The 23,188-nt window shown below is 49.8% G+C and carries 22 protein-coding genes; 7 read left to right on the top strand and 15 right to left on the bottom strand.

Annotated elements, in window-relative coordinates:
* The first annotated feature begins 46 nt into the window (after positions 1–46).
* The gene (gene ppsR / locus J0A65_RS12390) at positions 47–859 is read left to right on the top strand and encodes a posphoenolpyruvate synthetase regulatory kinase/phosphorylase PpsR (protein ID WP_206594500.1); all 813 of its coding nucleotides are present in this window, start codon (positions 47–49) and stop codon (positions 857–859) included.
* 49 nt (positions 860–908) lie between these two features.
* Here ppsR and J0A65_RS12395 read toward each other — a convergent pair whose 3' ends face one another.
* The 5 genes from J0A65_RS12395 to htpX form a co-directional block, all read right to left on the bottom strand.
* Positions 909–2,255 (bottom strand): class II 3-deoxy-7-phosphoheptulonate synthase, encoded by a 1,347-nt coding sequence (locus tag J0A65_RS12395; RefSeq protein WP_206594501.1) that lies wholly within the window; start codon positions 2,253–2,255, stop codon positions 909–911.
* 205 nt (positions 2,256–2,460) lie between these two features.
* A complete protein-coding gene (locus tag J0A65_RS12400) occupies positions 2,461–3,204 on the bottom strand; it encodes an ATP-binding cassette domain-containing protein (protein ID WP_206594502.1) in 744 nt (247 codons plus the stop codon).
* Between the two features lies 1 nt (position 3,205).
* Positions 3,206–4,165 carry a FecCD family ABC transporter permease gene (locus J0A65_RS12405; protein WP_206594503.1) on the bottom strand — a complete coding sequence of 320 codons (960 nt, stop codon included), beginning with the start codon at positions 4,163–4,165 and terminating at the stop codon, positions 3,206–3,208.
* Positions 4,159–4,635, bottom strand: coding sequence for a low molecular weight protein-tyrosine-phosphatase (locus J0A65_RS12410; protein WP_206594504.1), 477 nt, complete (start codon positions 4,633–4,635; stop codon positions 4,159–4,161). The genes J0A65_RS12405 and J0A65_RS12410 overlap by 7 nt, the downstream gene beginning before the upstream one ends.
* A 72-nt stretch (positions 4,636–4,707) precedes the next feature.
* On the bottom strand, positions 4,708–5,580 hold the full coding sequence (gene htpX / locus J0A65_RS12415; protein ID WP_206594505.1) for a protease HtpX: 873 nt from the start codon (positions 5,578–5,580) through the stop codon (positions 4,708–4,710).
* A gap of 208 nt (positions 5,581–5,788) precedes the next feature.
* Between htpX and pepE the strand changes: the two genes are divergently transcribed.
* Together pepE and upp are read left to right on the top strand one after the other, a co-directional pair.
* Entirely contained in the window at positions 5,789–6,481 is a 693-nt protein-coding gene (gene pepE, locus J0A65_RS12420; protein ID WP_206594506.1) for a dipeptidase PepE, read from the top strand.
* An 11-nt stretch (positions 6,482–6,492) separates the two neighbouring features.
* On the top strand, positions 6,493–7,119 hold the full coding sequence (gene upp / locus J0A65_RS12425) for a uracil phosphoribosyltransferase (RefSeq protein ID WP_206594507.1): 627 nt from the start codon (positions 6,493–6,495) through the stop codon (positions 7,117–7,119).
* Positions 7,120–7,135: 16 nt separating this feature from the next.
* Here the strand turns inward: upp and J0A65_RS12430 are convergent, their stop codons facing one another.
* The 5 genes from J0A65_RS12430 to bioB all read right to left on the bottom strand — a co-directional run bounded on the left by J0A65_RS12430 (position 7,136) and on the right by bioB (position 11,329).
* Positions 7,136–7,612: a DUF4442 domain-containing protein gene (locus tag J0A65_RS12430; protein ID WP_206594508.1), complete on the bottom strand. Its 477-nt coding sequence runs from the start codon at positions 7,610–7,612 to the stop codon at positions 7,136–7,138.
* A gap of 72 nt (positions 7,613–7,684) precedes the next feature.
* Positions 7,685–8,356 (bottom strand): dethiobiotin synthase, encoded by a 672-nt coding sequence (gene bioD / locus J0A65_RS12435; RefSeq protein WP_206594509.1) that lies wholly within the window; start codon positions 8,354–8,356, stop codon positions 7,685–7,687.
* A complete protein-coding gene (locus J0A65_RS12440) occupies positions 8,353–9,129 on the bottom strand; it encodes a methyltransferase domain-containing protein (RefSeq protein ID WP_206594510.1) in 777 nt (258 codons plus the stop codon). Before J0A65_RS12440 ends, bioD begins: the two co-directional genes overlap by 4 nt.
* A complete protein-coding gene (gene bioF, locus J0A65_RS12445) occupies positions 9,119–10,276 on the bottom strand; it encodes an 8-amino-7-oxononanoate synthase (RefSeq protein WP_206594511.1) in 1,158 nt (385 codons plus the stop codon). Before bioF ends, J0A65_RS12440 begins: the two co-directional genes overlap by 11 nt.
* Positions 10,277–10,279: 3 nt before the next feature.
* A complete protein-coding gene (gene bioB, locus J0A65_RS12450; protein WP_206594512.1) occupies positions 10,280–11,329 on the bottom strand; it encodes a biotin synthase BioB in 1,050 nt (349 codons plus the stop codon).
* A gap of 104 nt (positions 11,330–11,433) precedes the next feature.
* On the opposite strand from bioB, the gene bioA reads away from it, so the two are divergent.
* The gene (gene bioA, locus J0A65_RS12455; RefSeq protein WP_206594513.1) at positions 11,434–12,699 is read left to right on the top strand and encodes an adenosylmethionine--8-amino-7-oxononanoate transaminase; all 1,266 of its coding nucleotides are present in this window, start codon (positions 11,434–11,436) and stop codon (positions 12,697–12,699) included.
* Between the two features lie 7 nt (positions 12,700–12,706).
* Here bioA and J0A65_RS12460 read toward each other — a convergent pair whose 3' ends face one another.
* Positions 12,707–13,093, bottom strand: a complete 387-nt coding sequence (locus J0A65_RS12460) for a hypothetical protein (RefSeq protein WP_206594514.1) — start codon at positions 13,091–13,093, stop codon at positions 12,707–12,709.
* A 179-nt stretch (positions 13,094–13,272) separates the two neighbouring features.
* Between J0A65_RS12460 and asnS the strand changes: the two genes are divergently transcribed.
* Positions 13,273–14,670, top strand: a complete 1,398-nt coding sequence (gene asnS / locus J0A65_RS12465) for an asparagine--tRNA ligase (protein ID WP_206594515.1) — start codon at positions 13,273–13,275, stop codon at positions 14,668–14,670.
* Between the two features lie 40 nt (positions 14,671–14,710).
* Here the strand turns inward: asnS and J0A65_RS12470 are convergent, their stop codons facing one another.
* Both J0A65_RS12470 and J0A65_RS12475 read right to left on the bottom strand, forming a co-directional pair.
* Entirely contained in the window at positions 14,711–15,277 is a 567-nt protein-coding gene (locus J0A65_RS12470; protein WP_206594516.1) for a hypothetical protein, read from the bottom strand.
* Between the two features lie 45 nt (positions 15,278–15,322).
* Positions 15,323–15,877, bottom strand: coding sequence for an NAD(P)H nitroreductase (locus J0A65_RS12475; protein WP_206594517.1), 555 nt, complete (start codon positions 15,875–15,877; stop codon positions 15,323–15,325).
* A gap of 67 nt (positions 15,878–15,944) precedes the next feature.
* Here J0A65_RS12475 and J0A65_RS12480 point away from each other — a divergent pair, with 67 nt between their 5' ends.
* A complete protein-coding gene (locus J0A65_RS12480) occupies positions 15,945–16,145 on the top strand; it encodes a hypothetical protein (protein WP_206594518.1) in 201 nt (66 codons plus the stop codon).
* A gap of 16 nt (positions 16,146–16,161) precedes the next feature.
* On the opposite strand, the gene J0A65_RS12485 is transcribed toward J0A65_RS12480, so the two are convergent.
* Entirely contained in the window at positions 16,162–18,189 is a 2,028-nt protein-coding gene (locus J0A65_RS12485; protein WP_206594519.1) for an NADPH-dependent 2,4-dienoyl-CoA reductase, read from the bottom strand.
* 231 nt (positions 18,190–18,420) lie between these two features.
* Between J0A65_RS12485 and sppA the strand changes: the two genes are divergently transcribed.
* Positions 18,421–20,280, top strand: coding sequence for a signal peptide peptidase SppA (sppA, locus tag J0A65_RS12490; RefSeq protein WP_206594520.1), 1,860 nt, complete (start codon positions 18,421–18,423; stop codon positions 20,278–20,280).
* Between the two features lie 317 nt (positions 20,281–20,597).
* Here sppA and J0A65_RS12495 read toward each other — a convergent pair whose 3' ends face one another.
* On the bottom strand, positions 20,598–23,186 hold the full coding sequence (locus tag J0A65_RS12495) for a M14 family zinc carboxypeptidase (RefSeq protein WP_206594521.1): 2,589 nt from the start codon (positions 23,184–23,186) through the stop codon (positions 20,598–20,600).
* Between the last annotated feature and the right edge of the window lie 2 nt (positions 23,187–23,188).

Below are 23,188 nucleotides of genomic sequence, written 5' to 3' on the forward strand. Positions count from 1 at the left end.
TTTATTTATTTTCGTAATTAAATTACGACATTGTTAAGGAGTTGTTGTGCGCACCGCATTTTATATTTCTGATGGCACCGCCATTACCTCAGAGGTGTTCGGCCATGCCTTATTGTCTCTATTTCCCGTAGAATTCAACCATATCACCATTCCTTTCGTAGAAACGGCAGAACAAGCGGAAAAGGTTAATGACAAAATTGCCAAGAAATTTAAGGAAACAGGTGAACGACCTTTGGTGTTTTATACCATCGTCAATTTAGATGTCAGGGAAATCATTTCTAATTCGGTCGGGATAAATTACAACTTTCTCGACCAATTTGTGGCGCCCTTGGAAAAAATTCTGGGTATTCCTGCTAAGCCGGAAAAACACCGCACCCACAGTATTCATGAAAAAACCTATGACATTCGCATTGAAGCGGTAAATTACGCGCTGGCAAACGATGACGGAGCAAATCTGGATAATTATGGCGAAGCCGATATTATCCTGGTTGGCGTATCACGCTCCGGCAAAACCCCGACGAGTCTGTACCTCGCTTTGCAATACGGTATTAAGGCGGCGAACTACCCTTTCACCGAAGAAGACATGGGCGACATGTTAAGGCTGCCTGCCAGGCTCAGACACTTCAAAAGTAAGCTGTTTGGTTTGACCATCGCCCCCGAACGTTTGCATCAGATTCGTTCTGAGCGCCGCGCCAACAGCCGCTATGCATCAATGCGCCAATGCCGGATGGAACTGCGGGAAGTAGAAAATCTGTACCGCCGGGAATCTATTCCTTTTTTGAACAGTACCAAGTTTTCTGTAGAGGAAATTTCGGCCAAGATCCTGGCCGAAACGGGATTGCAGCGTAAGAAGTACTGATGGAAGTATTACCCGGACTACACAGAAGTCAGTCCGGGTAATGGCATTGTCAGATATCCTTTTTCAGGTAATCCGCAACCAAAAACGCCAGTTCCAGTACCTGATCGGCATTTAAACGCGGGTCGCACTGGGTCTGGTAACACTGACCCAGGTCTGCTTCGCCAATTCCGTAGGCTCCGCCCACACATTCGGTAACGTGCTGGCCGGTCATCTCCAGGTGAATACCACCAGCATGGGTACCCTCCGCCTGATGGGCTTGGAAGAAATGCTGGATCTCACGCAAAATGTCATCAAAGTTACGGGTCTTATAACCGCTGGATGCTTTGACTGTGTTGCCGTGCATGGGATCTGAACTCCAGACCACCTGACGGCCTTCCTGTTTCACCCTACGCAGCAATGTCGGCAACTTATCGCCCAGATTATTCGCCCCCATACGGGTAATCAGGGTCAAGCGACCGGCTTCGTTTTGCGGGTTTAACGCGTCAATTAAACGAATCAGTTCGTCTTCCTGTATAGACGGCCCAACCTTGACCCCGATCGGGTTATGAATACCGCGGAAAAACTCCACATGAGCATGATCCAACTGGCGGGTACGCTCACCAATCCACAGCATATGCGCCGAACAGTTATACCATTTACCGGTCAACGTATCGTTGCGTGTCAGGGCCTGCTCGTAGTTCAGCAATAAGGCTTCATGCGAGGTGAACAGCGACGTCTCATGTAATTCGCGGTGATTGGCGGCATTGATACCAATAGTCTCCATAAAAGACAGGGCATCTTGAATACGCTTGGCCACGTCCTGATAGCGTTCTTTAAGAGGATTATTTTCCACAAACGCCATGTTCCAGCGATTTACCTGATGCAAATCCGCCAGACCGCCTTGCGCAAAGGCGCGAAGCAGGTTCAGGGTTGCCGCGGAGCGATGATAAGCCTCAATCATACGCTCAGGATTGGGCTGACGGGACGCCTCGGTAAATTCAAAGCTGTTGATAATATCGCCACGGTAGCTAGGTAGCGACACGCCATCTATGGTTTCAAGATTGTCTGAGCGAGGTTTGGCATATTGTCCTGCCATTCGGGCAACTTTAGTTACCGGGCAGCGGCCAGCAAAGGTCAGCACTATGGCCATCTGCAGGATAACCTTAAAGGTATCGCGGATTTTAGGCGCATTGAATTCATCAAAGGACTCAGCGCAGTCACCACCTTGCAGTAAAAAGCCATTTCCTTTGGCAACCTCACCCAACTGTCTAAACAACTCACGCGTCTCAGCTGCAAATACCAGCGGCGGGTATTTGGCCAGGCGTTTCTCTGCATCTTCTAGCTGTTGTTTATTTTCATAGATGGGCTGCTGCAAAATGGGCAGTTGGCGCCAGCTATCGGGTTGCCATTGTGTCACTGATTTTCCTTCTTTCGGTTAGAACTGCAGGGGCGACATTGCGCCTGCTTTGTCACCCCGAAACTTACGGTTTCTGAAAGAAAATTTCAATGGGCAATTATTGGCAAACCCATAAACCACACAGCAAACTAAAGATTGCTGATTTATTGGGCAATTTGAACCCAGGATTCACGGAAAACGGCGGTGATTTGCCAACAGCAGCGGGTTAGTAGTCCAAATAAGTCTGAATTAGTTTATTTTGTTCTGAGTCGAAGGCAATGCGTACCCTGCATTGAAATACCCTTTCCAGTGTTTCTTGCTGTAACACGTCCGCTGTTAGTCCGTCGGCAACCAGCTGCTGTGACGACATCAGCCAAACCCGGTGAGCATACATTTGCGCCAGATTAAGCTGATGATGGCTTACCACCACCATGTTGCCGTGCGTTGCCAACAGGTTAATGAGCTGACAGAGCTTATGCTGATGGGCAAAATCCAGTCCCTGCACGGGCTCATCTAGCAGAATCAAGGCATTCCCCTGCTCTATGGCAGTCCATATCTGCATCAGACTGCGACATAGCTGCACCCGACGCCGTTCACCACCGGATAGATGGTTAAGTGGTCTGGATAAGAAGTCAGTTATCTCCAGAGCATGCTCAAGCTCAGGGGGGATCTTCGGGCGCTGACTGTAAAACGACAAACTTTCCTGCACCGACAGAGCAAAGGCGCTATGCAGTTGTTGCTCCATTAATGTTCGGCAATGGGCAAGCTCAACCAGGCTATAGTCCTGTAGTTTCTTACCCTTCAACTGCACATCACCACTATTTGGCGTAAGTAAACCGGCCAGAACCGACAACAAACTGGACTTACCCGCACCATTAGGTCCGAGAATGTGCACCACCTCGCCAGCTGCCAGGTTAAGGCTGATATTCTGGAGTCGACCATGCAACTGAATGTGTTTCGCCGCTAACATGTTAGGTCCTTGCCAACCGTACTACCGAGTACAGGAACACCGGCCCGCCTAAGGTCGCGGTTAACATAGACACAGGCACCACAACGCCTCCAAACCCATTGGAGATAGCCACAACTACCAACAATAAAATGGCGCCGAGTAAGGCTGAAGCAGGTAAAACGAATCGATTGTCGTGTCCAAACAGATTTCTGAGCAAGTGTGGCACTAACAAACCGATAAAAGCGATTGAACCGGCCAGCGACACGGCAATACCAACCAAAAGCGCACTGGCCAGTAACATGCGAGGGTAATAACGGGCAACATTCAGTCCCCTCAATTGGGCTGCCTGGTTGCCAAAGTAGAGCCAATTCAAAGGTTGGCCCTGACGCAATACATAGATAAGCAGGGCAACCACTAAAGGCGCGGCAAAGCTTACCAGCTTGAGATCCGCCTGATGCAAACTACCCAATAACCAAAAGGTTAAATTACGCAGTGATTGGGCGTCGGCAAGGAAATATAACCAAGCTATCACCCCACCGCTTAATGTCGATATGGCAATACCGGCAAGAATCACACCGGTCCCCGACTCCAGCCCCAAACGTTTGGCGATAGCATAAATAAGTAAGGTTGAGAGCAAGGCCCCGATAAAACTGAACAGAGGTAAGCCATAGGCAGCCAGACCAGTCAGTGTTGCGCCACCGGCAAGGAGGTAAATAGCAGCAAAAAGACTGGCTCCGCTGGTAATGCCGATAAGGCCCGGATCAGCCAACGGATTACGCAGCATCACCTGTAAAATAGCTGAACTGGCAGCCAGACAGGCCCCGACTAAGATAGCGCTGCCGACTAGAGGGACGCGCAAATGCAGCAGTATCTGTTGGTCAACCGCTGAAGACCACTGCAAACCTTGCATGGCCGTCAACGCTGCTAAACCAAGTAAAACGACAATCAGAGTGGCGATACACCAGGCGTGCTTCCTTAGCAAGGCAGTTGCTTCACTTTTCGAAGCAATACCGCACAGCCTTGCTCAATCAAGTCCAGCACCAGTTCAAATCCCTGACGACCACCATAATAAGGGTCTGGCACTTCAGACTCGTCGTGATCCGCGTATTCCAGAAACAAACTTACCTTATGCTGGTATTCAGGTGGGCACATGGCTAGTAAGTCCCGAAGATTCTTACTGTCCATCGCCAATACCAAATCAAATCTTTCGAAGTCATCCATTAATACGGGGCGCGAGCGCTGCCCCTTAAAGCTATAACCCCGCGCTTGCCCAGCATCCACACTTCGTTGATCTGGCGAACTGCCTTTGTGGTAACCCGCGGTGCCTGCTGAGTCCACAAACACATCAACACCTTGCTCAAAAGCCATAGTATGAAATACAGCATGTGCAGTGGGAGAGCGGCACAGGTTACCAAGACAAACGAACAGAACAGAAGGAGTACGCGGGTTCATAACAAAAAAATGGCCACAAAAAAGTGGCCATTAGTCTGTCAGATTTGCAGGTTCAGTCAACTATTGCCGCCATTAACGACCTTGTTGCAGTGCCTGAATACGTTTTTCCAGCGGTGGGTGGCTCAAAAATAGTTCAGCCATCGCTGACTTACCACGTATACCAAAGGCCATCAGGTTACCGTCTAGTTTAGACTCCTGGCTGTATTTCAAACGTTGCAGGGCGGCAATCATTTTATTGCGACCAACCAGCGACGCCGAACCTGCATCAGCGCGATACTCTCTATAGCGGCTGAAGCCCATCACAATAATGCTGGCCAGAATACCGAACACGATCTCCAATACAAAGACGATGGCAAAATAAGCCAGACCACCTAAGCCCCCCTCGCTGTTGTTACTGCGAGTGGCATTGTCAATAATGTTGGCTATCACCCGTGCCAGGAAAATAACAAAGGTGTTCAACACGCCCTGGAGCAAGGTCATGGTTACCATATCGCCGTTCGCGATGTGGGCGACTTCGTGTGCCAGTACCGCCTCTACCTCATCTTGTTGCATGTTTTCCAGCAAGCCGGTAGACACTGCAACCAATGCATTATTGCGATTGGCGCCGGTAGCAAAAGCATTCATATCTGGTGAATGATAGATAGCCACCTCGGGCATACCTATACCTGATTGCTTCGCCAGGCGAGCAATAGTGTCAACCAACCACTGCTCTGTATGGTTAGCTGGACGCTCAATGACATGCGCCCCCACTGACCGTTTGGCAATCCATTTAGACATCAACAGTGAAATAAACGCCCCACCAAAGCCGAATATGCTGGCAAACACCAGCAAACCGCCCATGCCGCGAGGGTCGATATTAAGGAAACTGAATACCAGGTTCATCACAATGCTCAACACCAGCACCACAGCCAGGTTGGTAGCGACAAACAACAGCACACGTTTCATAGCGTCTCCAATAAAGTTATCTCGCCCTTATTTTGTGGGCTAAAGCAGATTTTTCAATCATCCAAAGTGTGTATATTTGTGTACTGGAAATTTGGCGGCTTGAATTAAAACAAAAAGGCTAAGCAGAAGGCCCCGCTTTTTGTAGTTATTATCAGCACAGACAGATTATCTTATACTGGCGGCTCCCTACTTTAAAAACGAAAATCAGATGAAAGTATTGATGCTCAGTAGTTCCAGAGAAGGCCAGTATGGCTATCTGGAAACCGCCCGCTCTACAATTTTGAACCACCTTGCCGGTATTGACGAACTGTTGTTCGTGCCCTTCGCCGGTGTCACCCTAGGCTGGGACGACTATGTTGAAAAAGTTCAGACCGCACTGCCTGAAGTGAAGGTGACCGGTATTCATCAGACCAGCAATGCCAAGCAGGCTGTAGAATCTGCACAAGCCATAGCCGTAGGTGGCGGTAACACCTTTAATCTACTCACCGAGCTTTATAAACAGGATTTGCTGGAACTGATTCGTGCCAAGGTAACTCAAGGGCTGCCCTACATTGGCTGGAGCGCGGGTTCTAACATATGTGGTAACAGTATTCGCACCACCAATGATATGCCGATTATTGAACCCCCCTCTTTTAACGCTTTGCAGTTAGTGCCGTTTCAAATTAATCCTCACTATACTGACTATCAACCGCCCGGCCATAACGGCGAAACCCGCGCTCAGCGCCTGGCTGAGTTTATGGTGCTAAACCCAGTTATGCCGATAGTCGCCATTCGTGAAGGCAGTGCATTGTTGAGAGTGGATAATCAACTGACCTTGGTAGGTCCACACTCTGGTATCCTATTCTTGGGCGGTGAGCAGCAAGACATTGCATCCGGGCAGGATCTGTCACATCTACTATAGGAGTTGTCCCCATGAAAGTAGTTGAGGTGATGCACCCGCTGGTCAAGCATAAGATTGGCCTGATCAGGGATGCCGGTATCAGTACCCGTGAATTTCGTACTCTGGCTAGAGAAATTGGCAGTTTGCTGACTTACGAGGCAACTGCCGATCTGCCGACCGAAAAAACCCATATCCAATGCTGGAGTGGCGATATAGAGATTGACCAGATCCAGGGTAAGAAAGTCACTATAGTGCCCATCCTAAGAGCCGGTCTGGGCATGATGGATGGTGTACTGGAACTTATCCCCAATGCCAGAATTAGCGTGGTGGGCATGTATCGTAACGAAGAAACCCTGCAACCGGTGCCATACTTTCAAAAACTGACCGCCGATTTAGATCAGCGTTTGGCTATTATCGTGGACCCCATGCTCGCCACGGGCGGCTCTATGATCGCCACTGTTGATTTGTTGAAAGCCAACGGCTGTAAACACATCAAGGCGCTGGTGTTGGTGGCGGCACCAGAAGGCATAAAAGCGCTAGAAAAGGCTCATCCTGATGTTGAGCTTTTTACCGCTTCTATAGACCAAAAACTCAATGAACAGGGCTATATTCTGCCTGGGCTGGGTGATGCTGGCGATAAGCTGTTTGGCACTAAGTAATCTTATTAGAAGCCCCTTACCGGGGCTTTGCTTTTACTGACAACGTAAGCCGAAATGTGGCCATGGGCGTGTCCCCATGTAGAGACGGGCAAGTGACCCGAACACTCACAGTGCGATTGATCCGTTGTCCGGTGGCGATAGACTCATCCAGCATCTGATCAATCAAGGCGCCATCTTCACTGATAAAATGCACCCTCGCCTCGGGGCGCATTAGAAATTCTCCTTGTACATCCTTAAAAGCGAAATTGGCGTTAACCCCGCGGGCTTTAGCCTTGTGAAAGACTAAAAATGCCCCAGCCAGGTCAGCCCCAATAGCCAGCGCACCGAAATACACGCTGCCCAGATGGTTTTTAGTTCTCCAGGTGTGCGGAATACTGACTTCCAGCGCCTGTCCATCCATGCGCTCAATACGTGGGGAGCAAAAGCCAATTAAGGGAATATAACGCCAGGCAAACAGCTTTAATCCCCAATTGGCTTTAGTTAGTAATTTCATGTCATTTCTTACAGTACAGCGAATAATCACTGCAGATTACCACTGGTTAGACCAGATGACCAAGTAAGAAATTTATATGATTGGGGTGAGATCCAAATACTGCGAAGCCATCTCAGTATCTGACAATCTGGGAATACAACCTAATAAAGGTGCATCCAGATGTGCCTGCAAAAAGGCTTGATTCTCCTCCAGTAGCGGCATGTTGGTTTCAACCTGATTAGCAACCCAACCAGCCAGTTCCAAACCGTCACGGCGAATGGCTTCTGCTGTCAGCAAGGCATGGTTTAAGCAACCAAGTCGCATACCCACCACCAGAATGACGGGCATCTTTTGTTGCTTAACATAGTCAGACATAAACTGACCCTGACCCAAAGGTAAACGCCACCCACCGGCACCTTCTACCAGCAGCACATCGGGCTGTAATGCTTGGAGCTGCTGTTGGGTGTCAGCCAGTGTAGAAAGCTCAATATTTACCCCAGTCTGAGCCGCCGCCAAATGCGGTGCGATTGGCTGAGCAAAGGCGTAGGGGTTTACCAATGCGTACTCAATGTTGAATGTGGATGCAGCCTGCAGGGTTAAGGCATCTTCATTGCGAAGCCCTTGTTCGGTCAGTTCACAGCCGGACGCAACGGGCTTATAGGCCGCTGTTTTTAAACGTCGGTTTTTTAACTGTGTGAGCATTGCGCGCGATACAAAGGTTTTTCCGACCTCGGTATCCGTACCTGTTACAAAGAAGCACTTCACTTTTGTATCTCCAAAAAAGCCACCTGGTAACTAATAGGCAGTTGACCATTTATGGCAAATTCATTTTGGTAGTATCTGTCCAAATGGGCCAGGGTTTGACGTGATAGCCGGGTCTTAGCCCCATTAAGGACCACGCCTGCGCCGATATCCTTTATGGAATGCAGTGCCTCATGCAGATTGTTATGCCAGGTCTGGTAAAGCTTCTCTTCAATAGTGCAAAAAAGCCCGGCTTTATGAGCACTCTCAAGCAGATGTTGCGATGAACAGAATCGATTAGCATGGGCAGGCTCACCAATCGCCTGCCAACCTTGATGCAATTCCTTAAGCGAACCATCCACCATAATAGTTAACAGCCCCTTGGCACCGGGTTTCAGCACCCGAGCTAATTCCTTAAAAACCTGGGTAAGCGGTAGACACCACTGCAGTGCCATACTGGAAAATACGCCGTCCAGACTGTTATCGGCCAAAGGCAATTGTTCTGCATCAGCAACCACAAAATGCGCACTGTTAGCATGGGCTTGAGCGGCGAATCTTGCCATGCCCTCGGCCAGGTCCATGCCTATCACCTGCTCACAACGCCTTGCCAATAGCTGGGTAATGCGCCCGGTTCCACAGCCAATATCCAGCACCAGCCCCTGCGTGTCAGGCATGGCATTTACTGCATCCACACCGATATGCCACTGCACATCCGCTAGCCTGTCATAGCGTATGGCCGCTTGGCTAAACTGTCTGGCAATGCGCTGCTTTAACTGTATTTGAGGCTCAGGCATCATTACCCATCCCTCGAGCTAATGCATCTAGTAGTGCCGTTATATCCGCCTTGGTATGTGAGGCACAGATGGTCACGCGTAACCTTGAACTCCCCTGCGGCACCGTAGGTGGACGAATCGCTGTCACCCAAATGCCTTGTGCTTTGAGCTTTTGGCATAGCGTCAGGCTTTGCTGTGCATCACCTATTAACAGCGGCTGGATAGCCGTTTGTGAATCCATCAGGGGTAGTGCCAATTGCCTTGCTTTTTCGCGGAATAACTGAATATTTTCTTTTAGTTTTTCCCGCCGCCATGGCTGTTTTTGTAACAGTTTCAAACTCGTTAAAGTGATAGCGGCCAGTAAAGGCGACATGGCAGTGCTGTATATGTAATGACGAGCGAAGTTAACCAGATAGGCGTAAATATCCTCTGGCACCGCCAAAAATGCCCCTGACGTGCCAATGGCTTTACCAAAGGTGGCCATCAGTAAGGGCAATTGGGCTGGTTCCAGCATCGAGCCCGCGCCTAAGCCCAAATCACCGTTTACGCCAAATCCATGGGCATCATCAATATACAACATGGCTTGATGTTGTTGGCACAGAGCGCTGATGTCTAGCAAAGGTGCAGCATCACCATCCATGCTGAAAACCCCTTCACTGATTACCAGCTTATCCCCGGCTGCACTTGCTAGCAGACCGGCAAGATGGCACATATCATTATGGCGAAATCGCTGCAGTTTGGCTTTGCTGGCCAATGCCCCGTCAAGCATAGAAGCATGGCTCAGCTTGTCAGCTAGAATATGGCCGCCATGGCTCATCAGCGTTTGAATCAGCGCCTGATTGGCAGCAAACCCACTGTTGAACAGCAATACACGCTCACGACCTAAATGTTCCGCCAGGTGTGCTTCCAGTTTGGCATGAGCCTGACTATGGCCGGTTACCAAAGGTGACGCCCCACTTCCCGCTGCCCAGTCAGGCGCTGCCTGCGCAGCCGCTAGCTTAAGGTCGTCGCTATGCGCCATGCCAAGATAATCATTACTGGAAAAATTCAGGTAAGGCTGGCCGTCCACCAACAGCGTGCGGCCATCAACTTGTTCAATAATTTGGCGCTGGCGCAACAAACTGGCAGCGCGCCGTGCCGCCAGCTCTGAGACAATAAACTCAAAGGCCATGGTTTATAAACTGGCGTCGTAAAACAGCTCTTCGCTTTGCTGCACCTTGACGGCATCACGTAGCACCGCTTCATGGGCTTCATCGGAAAACTGACGCGTGCGCTCCGTATTGATACCCAGCTTTCTGAACAACTTCACATCGGCATGAGTTTCCGGATTGGAGGTTGTCAGCAGCTTACACCCGTAAAAAATCGAGTTAGCACCTGCCATAAAGCACAGGGCCTGCATTTGTTCGTTCATGGCTTCTCGCCCAGCCGACAAACGCACATGGCTTTTAGGCATCATAATACGGGCCACGGCAATAGTGCGGATAAACTCAAACTGGTCGAGATCGTCCACTTCATCCAGTGGCGTACCTTGCACTTTTACCAACATGTTGATTGGCACGCTCTCAGGGTGCTGCGGCAGATTAGCCAGTTGCACCAGCAAACCAGCTCTATCGTTATCGCTTTCCCCCATCCCCACAATCCCGCCTGAACACACATTCATACCCGCAGCACGCACATTCTCTAAGGTGTTTAAACGATCCTGGTATGTACGGGTACTGATGATCTCACCGTAAAATTCAGGTGAGGTATCGAGATTGTGGTTATAGTAATCCAAACCTGCGTCTTTAAGCATCATGGCCTGCTCGCGGGACAGCATCCCTAGCGTCATACAGGTTTCCATGCCGAGCTTTTTCACGCCTTTGACCATTTCAATCACATAAGGCATGTCTTTGTCTTTAGGATTACGCCAGGCCGCGCCCATACAAAAGCGCGTGGAGCCTACGGCTTTCGCTTCCTTAGCTCGCTCCAGTACCTTTTCCACTTCCATCAGACGCTCTTTTTCAAGACCTGTGTCGTAACGTGCACTCTGTGGGCAATACTTGCAATCTTCCGGACATGCGCCGGTTTTAATCGACAGCAAGGTACTGACCTGAACTTCATTAGGGTTAAAATGCTGGCGGTGTGTAACCTGCGCCTGAAACAACAGATCATTAAAGGGCATAGCGAACAAATCGCGCACTTGTTTAACCGTCCAATCATGACGGATAGCAGCAGAGGCCTGCATGGGGATTCCTTTACACTGGGATTTAGCTTGAGTAGTCTATGCGCGGCGCATAACTTGTCAACCGCTAGCATTTTTCAGGCTTTACAACTGAGCATTATTTAACCATGGATATTGAATTTGATCGCCAGCATATCTGGCATCCCTACACGTCCGCTCTTAATCCACTGCCTTGTTATGGGGTGCAACGCACTGAAGGTGTGCATATCCACCTGGAAAGTGGCGAGGCGTTAATCGACGGTATGTCGTCCTGGTGGTCTACTATCCATGGCTACAACCACCCTGCTTTGACCCAGGCTGCTCATGCACAGATTGCGCAAATGCCACATGTCATGTTTGGTGGTTTGACCCATGAACCCGCCATAAACTTATGTAAAGCCTTGCTGGACATAGCACCACAAGGACTCAACCGGGTATTTCTGGCAGACTCAGGTTCGGTAGCGGTTGAGGTAGCCATGAAAATGGCCCTGCAATACTGGGCCTGTCAGGGTAACCAGAGTAAACATAAGTTTGTGACACTCAGAAATGGTTACCATGGTGACACCTTCAATGCCATGTCCGTATGCGATCCCGTTACCGGCATGCATAGTTTATTTAAGCAGGTGTTATCACAGCAACACTTTGCTCCCGCACCACAAACTCGTTTCGACCAGCTTTGGAACGAAGATGATGTGCAGCCACTGGCCGAGCTGTTGGAACGTCATCATCACGAAGTTGCCGCCCTGATCCTTGAGCCTGTTGTACAAGGAGCCGGGGGGATGCGTATTTACCATGCTAATTATCTGCGTCGTGCCCGTCAGCTTTGTGATCAGTACAATGTGCTATTAATTGCCGACGAAATTGCCACCGGCTTTGGCCGTACCGGTAAAATGTTTGCCTGCGAACATGCGGATATCAGTCCGGACATTCTGTGTGTGGGTAAAGCCCTGACCGGCGGCATGATGACGTTAGCTGCGACGCTCTGTAGTGAGGATGTGGCGGTTGGTGTTTGTCAGGGCCAGCCAGGGGTTTTTATGCATGGCCCTACTTTTATGGGTAATCCGCTGGCCTGTGCGGTGGCCAATGCCAGCTTATCCATTTTGCAGCAAGGACACTGGCAGTCTCAGGTCGCAAGCATAGAAGCGCAGCTAAAAGCGCAGTTGTTACCCTTGAACAAACTCGCTTCGGTTGCGGATACCCGGGTGCTTGGGGCCATTGGTGTGGTGGAATGTAAAGCGCCAGTGGATGTAGCCTCCTTTCAGCGCCGCTGCATCAGCCGCGGGATTTGGGTGCGCCCATTCGGCAAGTTGGTATATATCATGCCGCCTTACATTATTAATGAAGCACAGCTCAGTCAGTTAGTGGAAGGCATTACCTTTGCCCTGATGGATTAAGCAAGAGTTAACCTGCAAACGCCAGCAACCAAACAAGGCTGCTGGCAGAAAGCAGCGCCAATAACATCAGATTTAACCACAGACCATCATTGCGCCGCCGGGAGCGGCGCCCACGCACAAACAAGGCAACCAAACTAAGTAGCACAGTGACGACCAGCGTCAATAACAACCACCCAGTTAGTGAATGATGCCAACCCTGCTCAGTGTTGATACCTAGCGCCTGCATAAAACCTGTTTGTAACTCCGGCCTGGCATAGTGGAACAGCAGCATGGCTGCAACAAACAACAACCAACCGACAACACTGCCGGCAATCAAACTGCGAAACAGCCAATCCTGTTCAGGCGGCAAGCGTCTGCGTTCAATTCCGGATTTTCGCTGCGAGAGTGTCGGCATAAAGGATTTTTCTTGAGTCTGGCTGTCAGCCAAGTAAGATTACACACCCCGTCCGGGACGCACGATTTTAGATCGTTGCCATCCTGGCGCTTTTTGCGCACCAAGTGCCGGGGATTCCCCTGTAAACAATACTGTAGAGCATATATGAGATCCGTGCATGGATCGTCTGGAGAGGTTAGATGGCACACACCCCCGTGGTAGAAATTCTCAAAGGTAAGCATCAGGTTGGTGCTGACGTTGTTGTCAAAGGCTGGGTTCGCACCCGTCGCGACTCAAAAGCAGGTTTATCCTTCATTGCCGTGCATGATGGCAGCTGCTTCGACGCTGTGCAGGTTATTGCACTGAATAACCTTGAGAATTACAACGATGTGCTGAAACTGACTGCCGGTTGCTCGGTCGCCGTAACAGGCTCTCTTAAGGCTTCTGAAGGTCAAGGCCAGGCGCTGGAAATTAATGCCACGGCTATCGAGGTTGTGGGCTGGGTAGAAAACCCGGACACCTATCCTATGGCGGCTAAGCGCCACAGTATCGAATTTTTACGTGAACACGCCCATCTTCGTCCTCGCACTAATGTGATTGGCGCGGTTGCCCGTGTTCGTAACTGCTTGTCTCAAGCTATTCACCGTTTCTTCCACGAGCAAGGTTATCTGTGGGTAAGCACTCCTATTGTGACAGCCAGTGATACCGAAGGTGCAGGTGAAATGTTCCGGGTATCTACTCTGGATATGCTTAACGTCCCCAAAACCGATAAGGGCGAGGTGGATTTCAGCCAGGATTTCTTCGGTAAAGAGGCCTTCCTGACCGTTTCTGGCCAGTTAAATGGCGAAACCTATGCATGTGCACTGTCAAAAATTTACACCTTTGGCCCTACTTTCCGTGCAGAGAATTCCAACACCAGCCGTCACCTGGCTGAGTTTTGGATGATTGAACCGGAAGTGGCCTTTGCAGATCTGAGTGACATTGCCCAATTAGCAGAAGATTTACTCAAGTATGTTTTCAAGGCAGTTTTGCAAGAGCGTGGCGACGATATGGCCTTCTTTGCTGATCGTATCAATAAAGATGCCATCAGCCGTCTTGAGAAAGTCATCAGCCAGGATTTTGTGCGCATGGACTACACCGATGCTATCGAGATCCTGAAAAACTCCGGCAAAGCCTTTGAATTCCCGGTTGAGTGGGGTGTGGATCTTTCCTCTGAGCATGAGCGTTACCTGGCTGAGGAACATGTCGGCGCGCCTATCATCATGCAAAACTACCCCAAAGATATTAAAGCCTTTTACATGCGCGCCAACGACGACGGTAAAACGGTTGCGGCCATGGATGTACTGGCCCCTGGCATTGGTGAAATCATTGGTGGCTCGCAACGTGAAGAGCGTTTAGATGTGTTCGATCAACGCCTGGATGAAATGGGCCTGAGCAAAGAAGATTACAGTTGGTACAGAGATTTGCGCCGTTATGGGTCAGTGCCACACTCAGGTTTCGGTCTGGGTTTCGAGCGTCTGGTCGCCTATGTAACAGGCATGCAGAACGTGCGTGATGTTATTCCCTTCCCGCGCACGCCGGGTAACGCTAGTTACTAATAAAAGCAGAAAAACAAAAAACGGGCCAAGTGGCCCGTTTTTATTGTAAAGCGTCATCCAGTTCAGTGACCGGAAATTCGTTGGCAAAGGCTTTTAATTGCTCGGCATCCAACTGCTCGGAAGTAAAACTCAGAATGCCCCCACTTCGTAGCGACACCTGCAGAACTTGTTTGCCGGACTCTTGCATCACCATCGCATTGCGGCGCTGAATGCGCAGCGCTTGCCCCTGCCCGCTTTGCAATCCTAATTGGCTGAATACGCTTAACGCGCCGACCAATCCCCCGGCAGCGCCCCCAGCCAGACTAACATTCACCTTAAGCTGATCTTTTTGGTAGTCCCGTTCCAGGCTGGTAAAGCCAAAGGCCTGCCGATGGCTTATATCGCCTCCGGCAAAACCAGCAATCTCATCTTTAAACAGTGCAGCCACCACATTGTTCTGCTCCTGTTCCAACAAGGTAACACACCAGCGCGCTTCCTCCAGCGCACCGTCTAGATCGCCTTTTGCATATAGTTTGCCAGCCAGTTCACAACTGTCCTTAGGTGATTCTTCGGCTGCCAAGCTGTGATTTACCCACAATAACGGCAGCAATAACCAGGCTTTGTTCATCGCATCATCCTTATTGTTTAGCTGCCTGTTAAATCTGACGGCAGCTTATTCGTTCCAGAATTCAAAATAATCGGCGCTGGACTTGGGTTTACGCGGCAATGCCTCTGCTTGCGGAGTACCCAGGTACAAGAACCCAACTATCTCGTCCTGCTCTTGTAAAGCAAAGGCCTTCTTGACTTCATCATTTTGCGCATAACTGCCGGTACGCCAAATACCATTAAAGCCTTGTGCCAACGCCGCCATTTGCATGGAATGCACTGCACAGGCTGTCGATGCCACCTGCTCCACCCAAGGTACTTTGGGGTTGTCCTGATATTTGGCGATGGCGACGATCACCATAGGCGCTCTGAGCGGCAACTGTGGCGCCCTTTCTATATCTTTTTCTGACATATCCGAGGCGATGGCCGCCTGTTCTAATATTTCACCCAGACGGTTCAATCCTAGTCCCTGACACACCACAAAGCGCCATGGCGTCAAGGCAGCATGATCAGGCGCGCGCAAAGCGGCCTGCATAATGTTCTCAAGAATCTCACCAGCAGGGGCCGGCTCTTGCAATCTGGGTTGAGAGGTACGATTTAATAACAGCTCTAATGCGTGCATAACAAGTTTGAAAGGATGGACTCTGGCGCTAAATTAGAAAAGGATTAGCCAATTTACAAGGGGCGCTATGCGAAAAAAACTCCCAAACACGACGAATGAAGGCAATGCAGAGCAAAAAGGCGCCTTCCATCGTTTGTTTATCAAACAGCAGGCTAAAATAAACGCAAAGCCTACTACAACAAGACTGCTAAAAACCTTCGCCGAGGAGGATCACCAGCGTATTGCGAAACTCATCCAGCTCTGGCTGAATGAGTCGCCACGCAAATAACCCCGAAAAGCGAGGATTATATAGTTGAAGCTAGTTCCGCTCCCTGGCGTATTGCCCGCTTAGCATCTAGCTCTGCTGCTACATCCGCACCACCGATAAGGTGCACGATTATGCCTGACTGCTCAAGTGCCTGTTGCAAGGCTCGTTGAGGCTCCTGCCCTGCGCAAATAATCACGGTATCCACAGCTAGGCAGCGGGATTTACCTTCGATGTCGATATGCAGTCCATCATCATCAATACGCTGGTAGTTTACACCAGGCAGCATCTGAACTTTTTTATTGAGCAGTGATGCCCGGTGGATCCATCCTGTGGTTGGCCCAAGTCCTTTGCCCACTTTAGTTGGCTTACGTTGCAGCAAGTACACTTCACGATTAGGCATATGAGATATAGGTGTGGTCAGGGCGCCCCTGGCGGAATACTGCTTATCTATGCCCCAGGCCTGTAACCACTGCAAAGGTTGAGTGGTTAATGAGGGTTGCTCCAACAGGTATTCAGCGACATCAAAGCCTATGCCTCCCGCACCAATGATCGCCACTTTTTGCCCAACCGCCTTGTGGTCTCGCAGCACATCGAGATAGCTAAATACTTTGTTATGCTCTATACCCGGGATATTTAACTGTCGGGGTATGATACCGGTCGCCAATATCACCTCGTTGAATTGCCCTTGGTGTAAGAGCTCTGCATCTACTTCCGTGGTGAGATGCAAGTTCACCCCGGCTTTATGCAGCCTGACTGAGAAGTATCGCAAGGTTTCATAAAACTCTTCCTTACCCGGTATTTGCTTAGCGTAGTTAAACTGTCCGCCTATCTCTGCGGCTCTATCAAATAAATGCACTTCATGGCCACGTTCGGCGGCATAGCAACTGAACGCCAAACCGGCTGGGCCTGCCCCAACCACGGCCAACTTCTTCTTGTGATGCGTCAGAGGGAAATTTAACTCTGTCTCATAACCAGCACGGGGATTAACTAAACAACTGGCACGTTTTTTCTTAAATACATGGTCAAGGCAAGCCTGGTTACAGGCTATGCAGGTATTAATTTCGTCAGCCCGCTGTTGCTCAGCTTTATTGACGAATTCGGCATCGGCTAAAAATGGCCGAGCCATAGACACCATATCGGCATGTCCTTCAGCCAGTACCTGTTCAGCAACCTGCGGATCGTTAATGCGGTTACTGGTTATCAGTGGCACCGACAGTTCTTGTTTCATTCGCTGGGTGATCCAGGTGAAAGCTGCTCTGGGAACCATAGTGCCAATAGTGGGTACCCTGGCCTCATGCCAGCCAATGCCGGTATTAATGATGGTAACACCGGCTTCTTCCAACAGCTTGCCAAGAGCCACAACTTCCTGCCATTCGCTGCCACCTTCGACCAGATCTAACATGGAGAGGCGGAAAATAATGATAAATTCCGCGCCCACTTTGGCTTTTACCGCTTTGACTATCTCAATAGCGAAACGCGCCCGGTTTTCAAAGCTCCCTCCCCACTCGTCGTCTCGCTGATTAGTGCGGGGACACAAGAACTGGTTAATCAGATAACCTTCCGACCCCATGATCTCCACACCATCGTAGCCAGCCAACTTGGCCATGGCTGCACAGTTGGCATAATCCTTAATGGTGCTGCGGATCCCCCGACCTGACATGGCGCGCGGTTTAAATGGGTTGATTGGCGCTTTAATCGCCGACGGCGCTACATTAATGGGGTGATAGCCATAGCGTCCGGTATGCAGGATTTGCATACAAATCTTGCCGCCATGTTGATGTACCGCTTGGGTTATAATTTGATGCTTCTTAGCATGAGCGCTATTGGTCATGCGAGATGCGAATGGAAACACCCAGCCCTGCCTATTTGGGCTAATACCCCCAGTGACTATTAGACCTACACCGCCAGCGGCGCGCTCAGCATAAAAAGCAGCCAGTTTTTCTATGCCACCTTTTTCTTCCTCTAAACCTAAATGCATAGAGCCCATTAATACGCGGTTTTTCAGACTGGTGAATCCCAAATCAAGTGGGCTGAGCAAGTGCGGGTACAGAGGATGTTTATTCATATTATTCTCAACTGGTCTAATCTGTTGTGAGTCTACCGCAATATTAACAAAGAATTCACCTGCTAATAGTACAGCAACGGGTAAACCGCTCGATAATTCAGGTCCAACCTATGCAAAAACCCGAATTAACTGCAATCCCTGTAAGGGATCATAAAAAATTACATTTGCAGTTTCTTGTTCTGCCCGACATTGGATAGGATAGACATATCGTAATAGTAATGTGCAGTAGTTATGGCAACTCAAAAAGGTATGTTCCGCACCCTCGCTGGAGGGGTGTGGTCGGTATTGAATTTTTCGCGAAAGCTGTTTTTCAATCTGATATTCATTTTTATTCTGGTGGCGCTGATCATCGCTATCGTCTCAGAGGAAGGTAAAGTCGAGGTGCCAAAAGATTCGGCACTGGTATTAAACCTCAACGGCAGACTGGTGATTGAAAAAACCGCTGTTGATCCTTTTGCTAAGTTTATGCAGGAAGCCTTCGAAGAGAAGGAAGAAAATCCGGAAGTATTGCTGCGTGACGTGCTGTTTGCTATCGACAACGCCAAGCACGATCGTCGAATCAAAGCCCTGGTGTTGGATCTGCATGGCTTACAACAAGGTGGCCTGGACAAGTTGCAGCAAGTGGGTGATGCGCTGGATAGCTTCAAAGAAAGCGAAAAGCCCATTTACGCTATCGGTGATTATTTCAGCCAGGATCAATACTACCTGGCAGCCCATGCTGATCATCTGTATATGAATCCCATGGGTTGGATGATTCTTGATGGTTACGGCCGTTATCGCCTGTACTTCAAATCCATGCTGGAAAAACTCAAGGCAACCACCCATGTATTCAGGGTTGGCACCTTTAAATCAGCCATTGAGCCTTTTATCCGTGACGACATGTCTGACGCTGCCAAGCAAGCTAACCAAGCCTGGTTAGATGCCCTGTGGAGCCAGTACAAGGCGGATGTGGCCGCCGCCAGAGGCATGGACATTGCCAATTTCGATGAGAAACTGGATAGCTTCCTGGCTAAGTTCTCCAAAGTTGGCGGTGATTTCGCCCAGTATGCGGTAGAGAACAATTGGGTAGATGGTTTGCGCAACCGCGAAGAAGTTCGCAGCGAATTGACTGCTCTGGTAGGTGAAGATAAATCTGCTCGAGGCTACAAACACATCAACTTTAAACAGTATCTGCAAGTCATCAATGGTCCTTACCTGCCAGTGCATAAAGATGCCGACCATGTAGGCATAGTAGTCGCCAGCGGTACTATTTTAAACGGCACGCAAAAGGCCGGCACCATTGGTGGTGACAGTACAGCGGCACTGCTGCGTAAAGCGCGTTTGGATGATACCGTCAAAGCTGTTGTGCTCTACGTCGACTCACCGGGTGGTAGCGCCTTTGCCTCTGAGGTGATTCGTCAGGAAGTAGAGAATATCAAAGCCGCTGGCAAACCCCTGGTGGTCTCTATGAGCACCTACGCGGCTTCAGGTGGTTACTGGATTTCAGCTGGCGCCGATGAGATTTGGGCGGCCCCCAGCACTATTACCGGCTCTATTGGTATCTTTGGTATGTTTATGACCTATGAAAACACCTTGGATTACCTGGGCGTGCACGCCGATGGTGTAGGTACTACCGAGTTTGCCGGAATGAGCCCGGTTCGAGCACTGGATCCAAGGATCGGCGAAGTGATTCAGCGCAATATTGAACATGGCTATAACCAGTTTATTGAACTGGTTGCCAATGAGCGTGAAATGGATAAAGCCGCGGTTGACAGCATTGCCCAGGGCCGCGTCTGGATTGGTCAGACTGCGTTGGAATTGGGTTTGGTGGATAAACTCGGTTATTTAGATGATGCCGTTAGTGCGGCCGCTGAGCGCGCAGGGCTTGAGCAATACGATACTAAGTATGTTCAGCGTGATCTGAGCCCCAAAGAGCAATTCTGGAACGAGTTCTTCGGTGTGGCGTCGGTATGGTTCGGTGAAGCACTGAAGAGTCAAAGTGACGGCGAGTTAATGGGATTGGTTAAGCAGTTAGTGGCTGAATTTGATGTGTTTGCCAAGTTCAACGACCCACGCGGTGCTTATGCATTCTGCCTGCCCTGCGAACTCTGATAAGCTCAACTGAGTTTAAAGGCACCCAAGTTGGGTGCCTTTATTTTTTTCTCTGCTCTAACACACGATAAATATCGTTATGAAGCGCTAATCTTCTGGTAGAGACTTAACCTTAACGCCCTCTTATTCGAATGTGCAGTTAAGCCAAGTTATATCTCCCAGCTATAGCAGAAACGAACAACCACCGGGCCGAGACAGAGACATAGGGATCGACATCAGGCACCACTGCACCAGGGGAAACCAGGATTCATCCCATTAGACATACTCTTTTGTTCGGGCAAAAAAAAAGCCCCGGAAACCAGGGCTTTTGATTGGTGTTAAGCGCGAGGCTTGTTGAAGGCTTTAGAGAAAAACAAACTGTTCATAAAGAGCTTTTCTGTGCCATAGAAATAGGCACGGAAATTTGGATTATCGGTAAACAGGATAACCGACCCTTTACCCTTGCGCTCTGCCACCAACATCGCCTTACCTGCCAGTTGCTGCTGGTTTTCAGGTGAGGCAAAACCACTTAGCAAGGGCTTATCCGCTATTTTCACTACAGTCGCAAAGGGATTTTTCGGCGGTTCAAACGCGAGCAATGTATTGCGCTGGCTGGCAATGTCTCGACTTTGATAGCCAAATCCCAATGGATGGGTGATATCCAGGTCGCCCGCCATAATCGCGCCGCCGATGATATCCTGCGCTTCCGCATTCTCTTTATTGGCATAATCAATACGGGGGGCGCTGGCTAACCTACCTTTGCTAAATTTAATCGGGTTCAAATCCAGAAGCTTCTGGCCAGCCCACTTGGCGCCGTCACGGATCCCCACCACAGTACCACCGTCTTTCACCCAACCGTCAATCTTTTGCACGGTTTTATCGGCCAGATCAGCATAGCTTCCGCCTACCATAATTAAATGGCTGTAATCTTTAAGATTCACCCAGGACAATTTATCTTTATGTAGCAATACCACCGGCATCTGCATACGCTTGTCCAATAAGTGCCACACTTCACCTGCGTCGTATTGAGAAATGCCCTCGCCAATAACCAGCAGTACCTTTGGCTGGTCGAGTTCAAGCATCAGATTGCTGCCCAGATCCATACCAACACTGGCTGTATAAGAGGTCCCCACAGCATAAACAGGCACAGCATCTTCTTTGGCAATTTGGCTCATCAAACTATGCAGTTCATCGGGTTTTGCACCGCCCTGCCAGCCAACCGACATCACAATACTGCCACGGCCCAAGGTCACTTTCCCTTTATCAGAATTTGTGGTGAAAGGCTCAGTGGTTACGCGCGGACGATAGCCAGCCTTAAGCAAACGGTACAAGGCACGCGGTGCATAGTAGTGGCTCCAGTCAAAGGCATAAGCCACATCGGCTTTAGCCGGTGCGTTCTGGCTGGGGAAAGCTGGCAACACGCTGTCACCGGCCTTGTAGGAACGACTGCTTAGTGCCGCATACTGCACACCAAAAGCCAATGGTATGGTCCAGCCTGAAACATCATAGAATGTGTTGTTTTCAAAGCTGGTGATACGCTCAAACATGCCTTTGATCATCCGGTAGGTAGGTTGGTCTGTTTCCACCACAAAGGCATTGCTGGCAGAAAAAAACTGGCCATCTACTTTGACATCACGTGCCAGACGCTTTACTTCAATCTGGTTACGATGCAAAAGTTCCAGGAAGTGGAAGGCCCGCGCTTCATCACCAGGCACAGAGAATACATAGGCTTTAGTTTTATCATCCTGTGCCAATGCTTTGGTGGCATCGGCAAACTTTCGCTGGAAACTCAGCAATGACTCACGTTTTGCCGCCGCACTATCCAGCAATGAAATACCGACGCGATACTGGGTACGGATGTTGTCTCTGAATGACAACAAACCACGCGGGGTATCCAGTAAACCTGACGTGCTGGATTGCTCAAACAGGATGCCTAAACTACCGTACAAATGTGGATAGGTGGCACCTTTGCCTATATAGAAGTTGTCGTACGACTCTTCATTGAAGTACAAGCGAGCTTCGCTATCCATGAAATCACGGGGTCCTTGCACCACATCGCTGAGTAGCGCCATGGCATCCTGACCGATCAAAGGAAAGACCCTATCAGGGGCTCCAGGGTGGAAATAATAAGACTTATGCGAATGCATTTCGTGGAAGTCAGCCACCATATTGGGGCGCCACTGATGGAATTTAGCGACCCAACCTACCGGCTCAGGATGCTGCTGTAGCATCCACTGACGGTTCAAATCAAACCAATAGTGATTAGTACGTCCTGATGGCCAAGGCTCGCCATGTAAGGCATTCACGCCGTCTGTTACCGGCACTTCTGAACCAAAGGTCCAGTTCCACGCGGATTCACGGCTGTTGCCATCCGGGTTAAAGCTGGCCGTAAGCAGGATCACGCTGTCTTTTAGAATCCGTTCTATCTGTGCACCACTGGCGGCGGCCAGATGATAGGCCACCGGCATAGCTGAATCAGTTGAGCTAACCTCTCCCCCATGCACGCCATAATTGACCCAGCTTACCACTGGCATGTCCTGACTGATGGCCTGCTTGCTACCGGCCTTCTGCAAAGCCAGGTGAGCACTGCGGATCTGTTCAAGACGCGCCAGATTTTCAGGGCTACTGATAGTTAGCGTCACAATTGGGCGTTTTTCATGGCTGTGGGCAATGACCTCGTACTGAATACGATCTGATTTTTCAGCCAACAGCTTGAGATAAGCCACCATTAAGTCATTGCGGGCCATCCTTTCACCCAGTGGGTGGCCCAGAAACGCTTCCGGTGTAGGAATATCAGGATTAAATCCAATATCCTGCGGATAAAAGGCTTGTGTGTCCCGGACGTCTGCCTGTACTGACAGACAAAATACCGAGCCAGCCACTATCAAGCCCACTTTCAGGGTATGGGGAAGGGTTCTCATCAACATGT

It is taken from the genome of Bowmanella yangjiangensis, assembly GCF_017255015.1.
In the GTDB taxonomy this organism is placed as follows: domain Bacteria; phylum Pseudomonadota; class Gammaproteobacteria; order Enterobacterales; family Alteromonadaceae; genus Bowmanella; species Bowmanella yangjiangensis.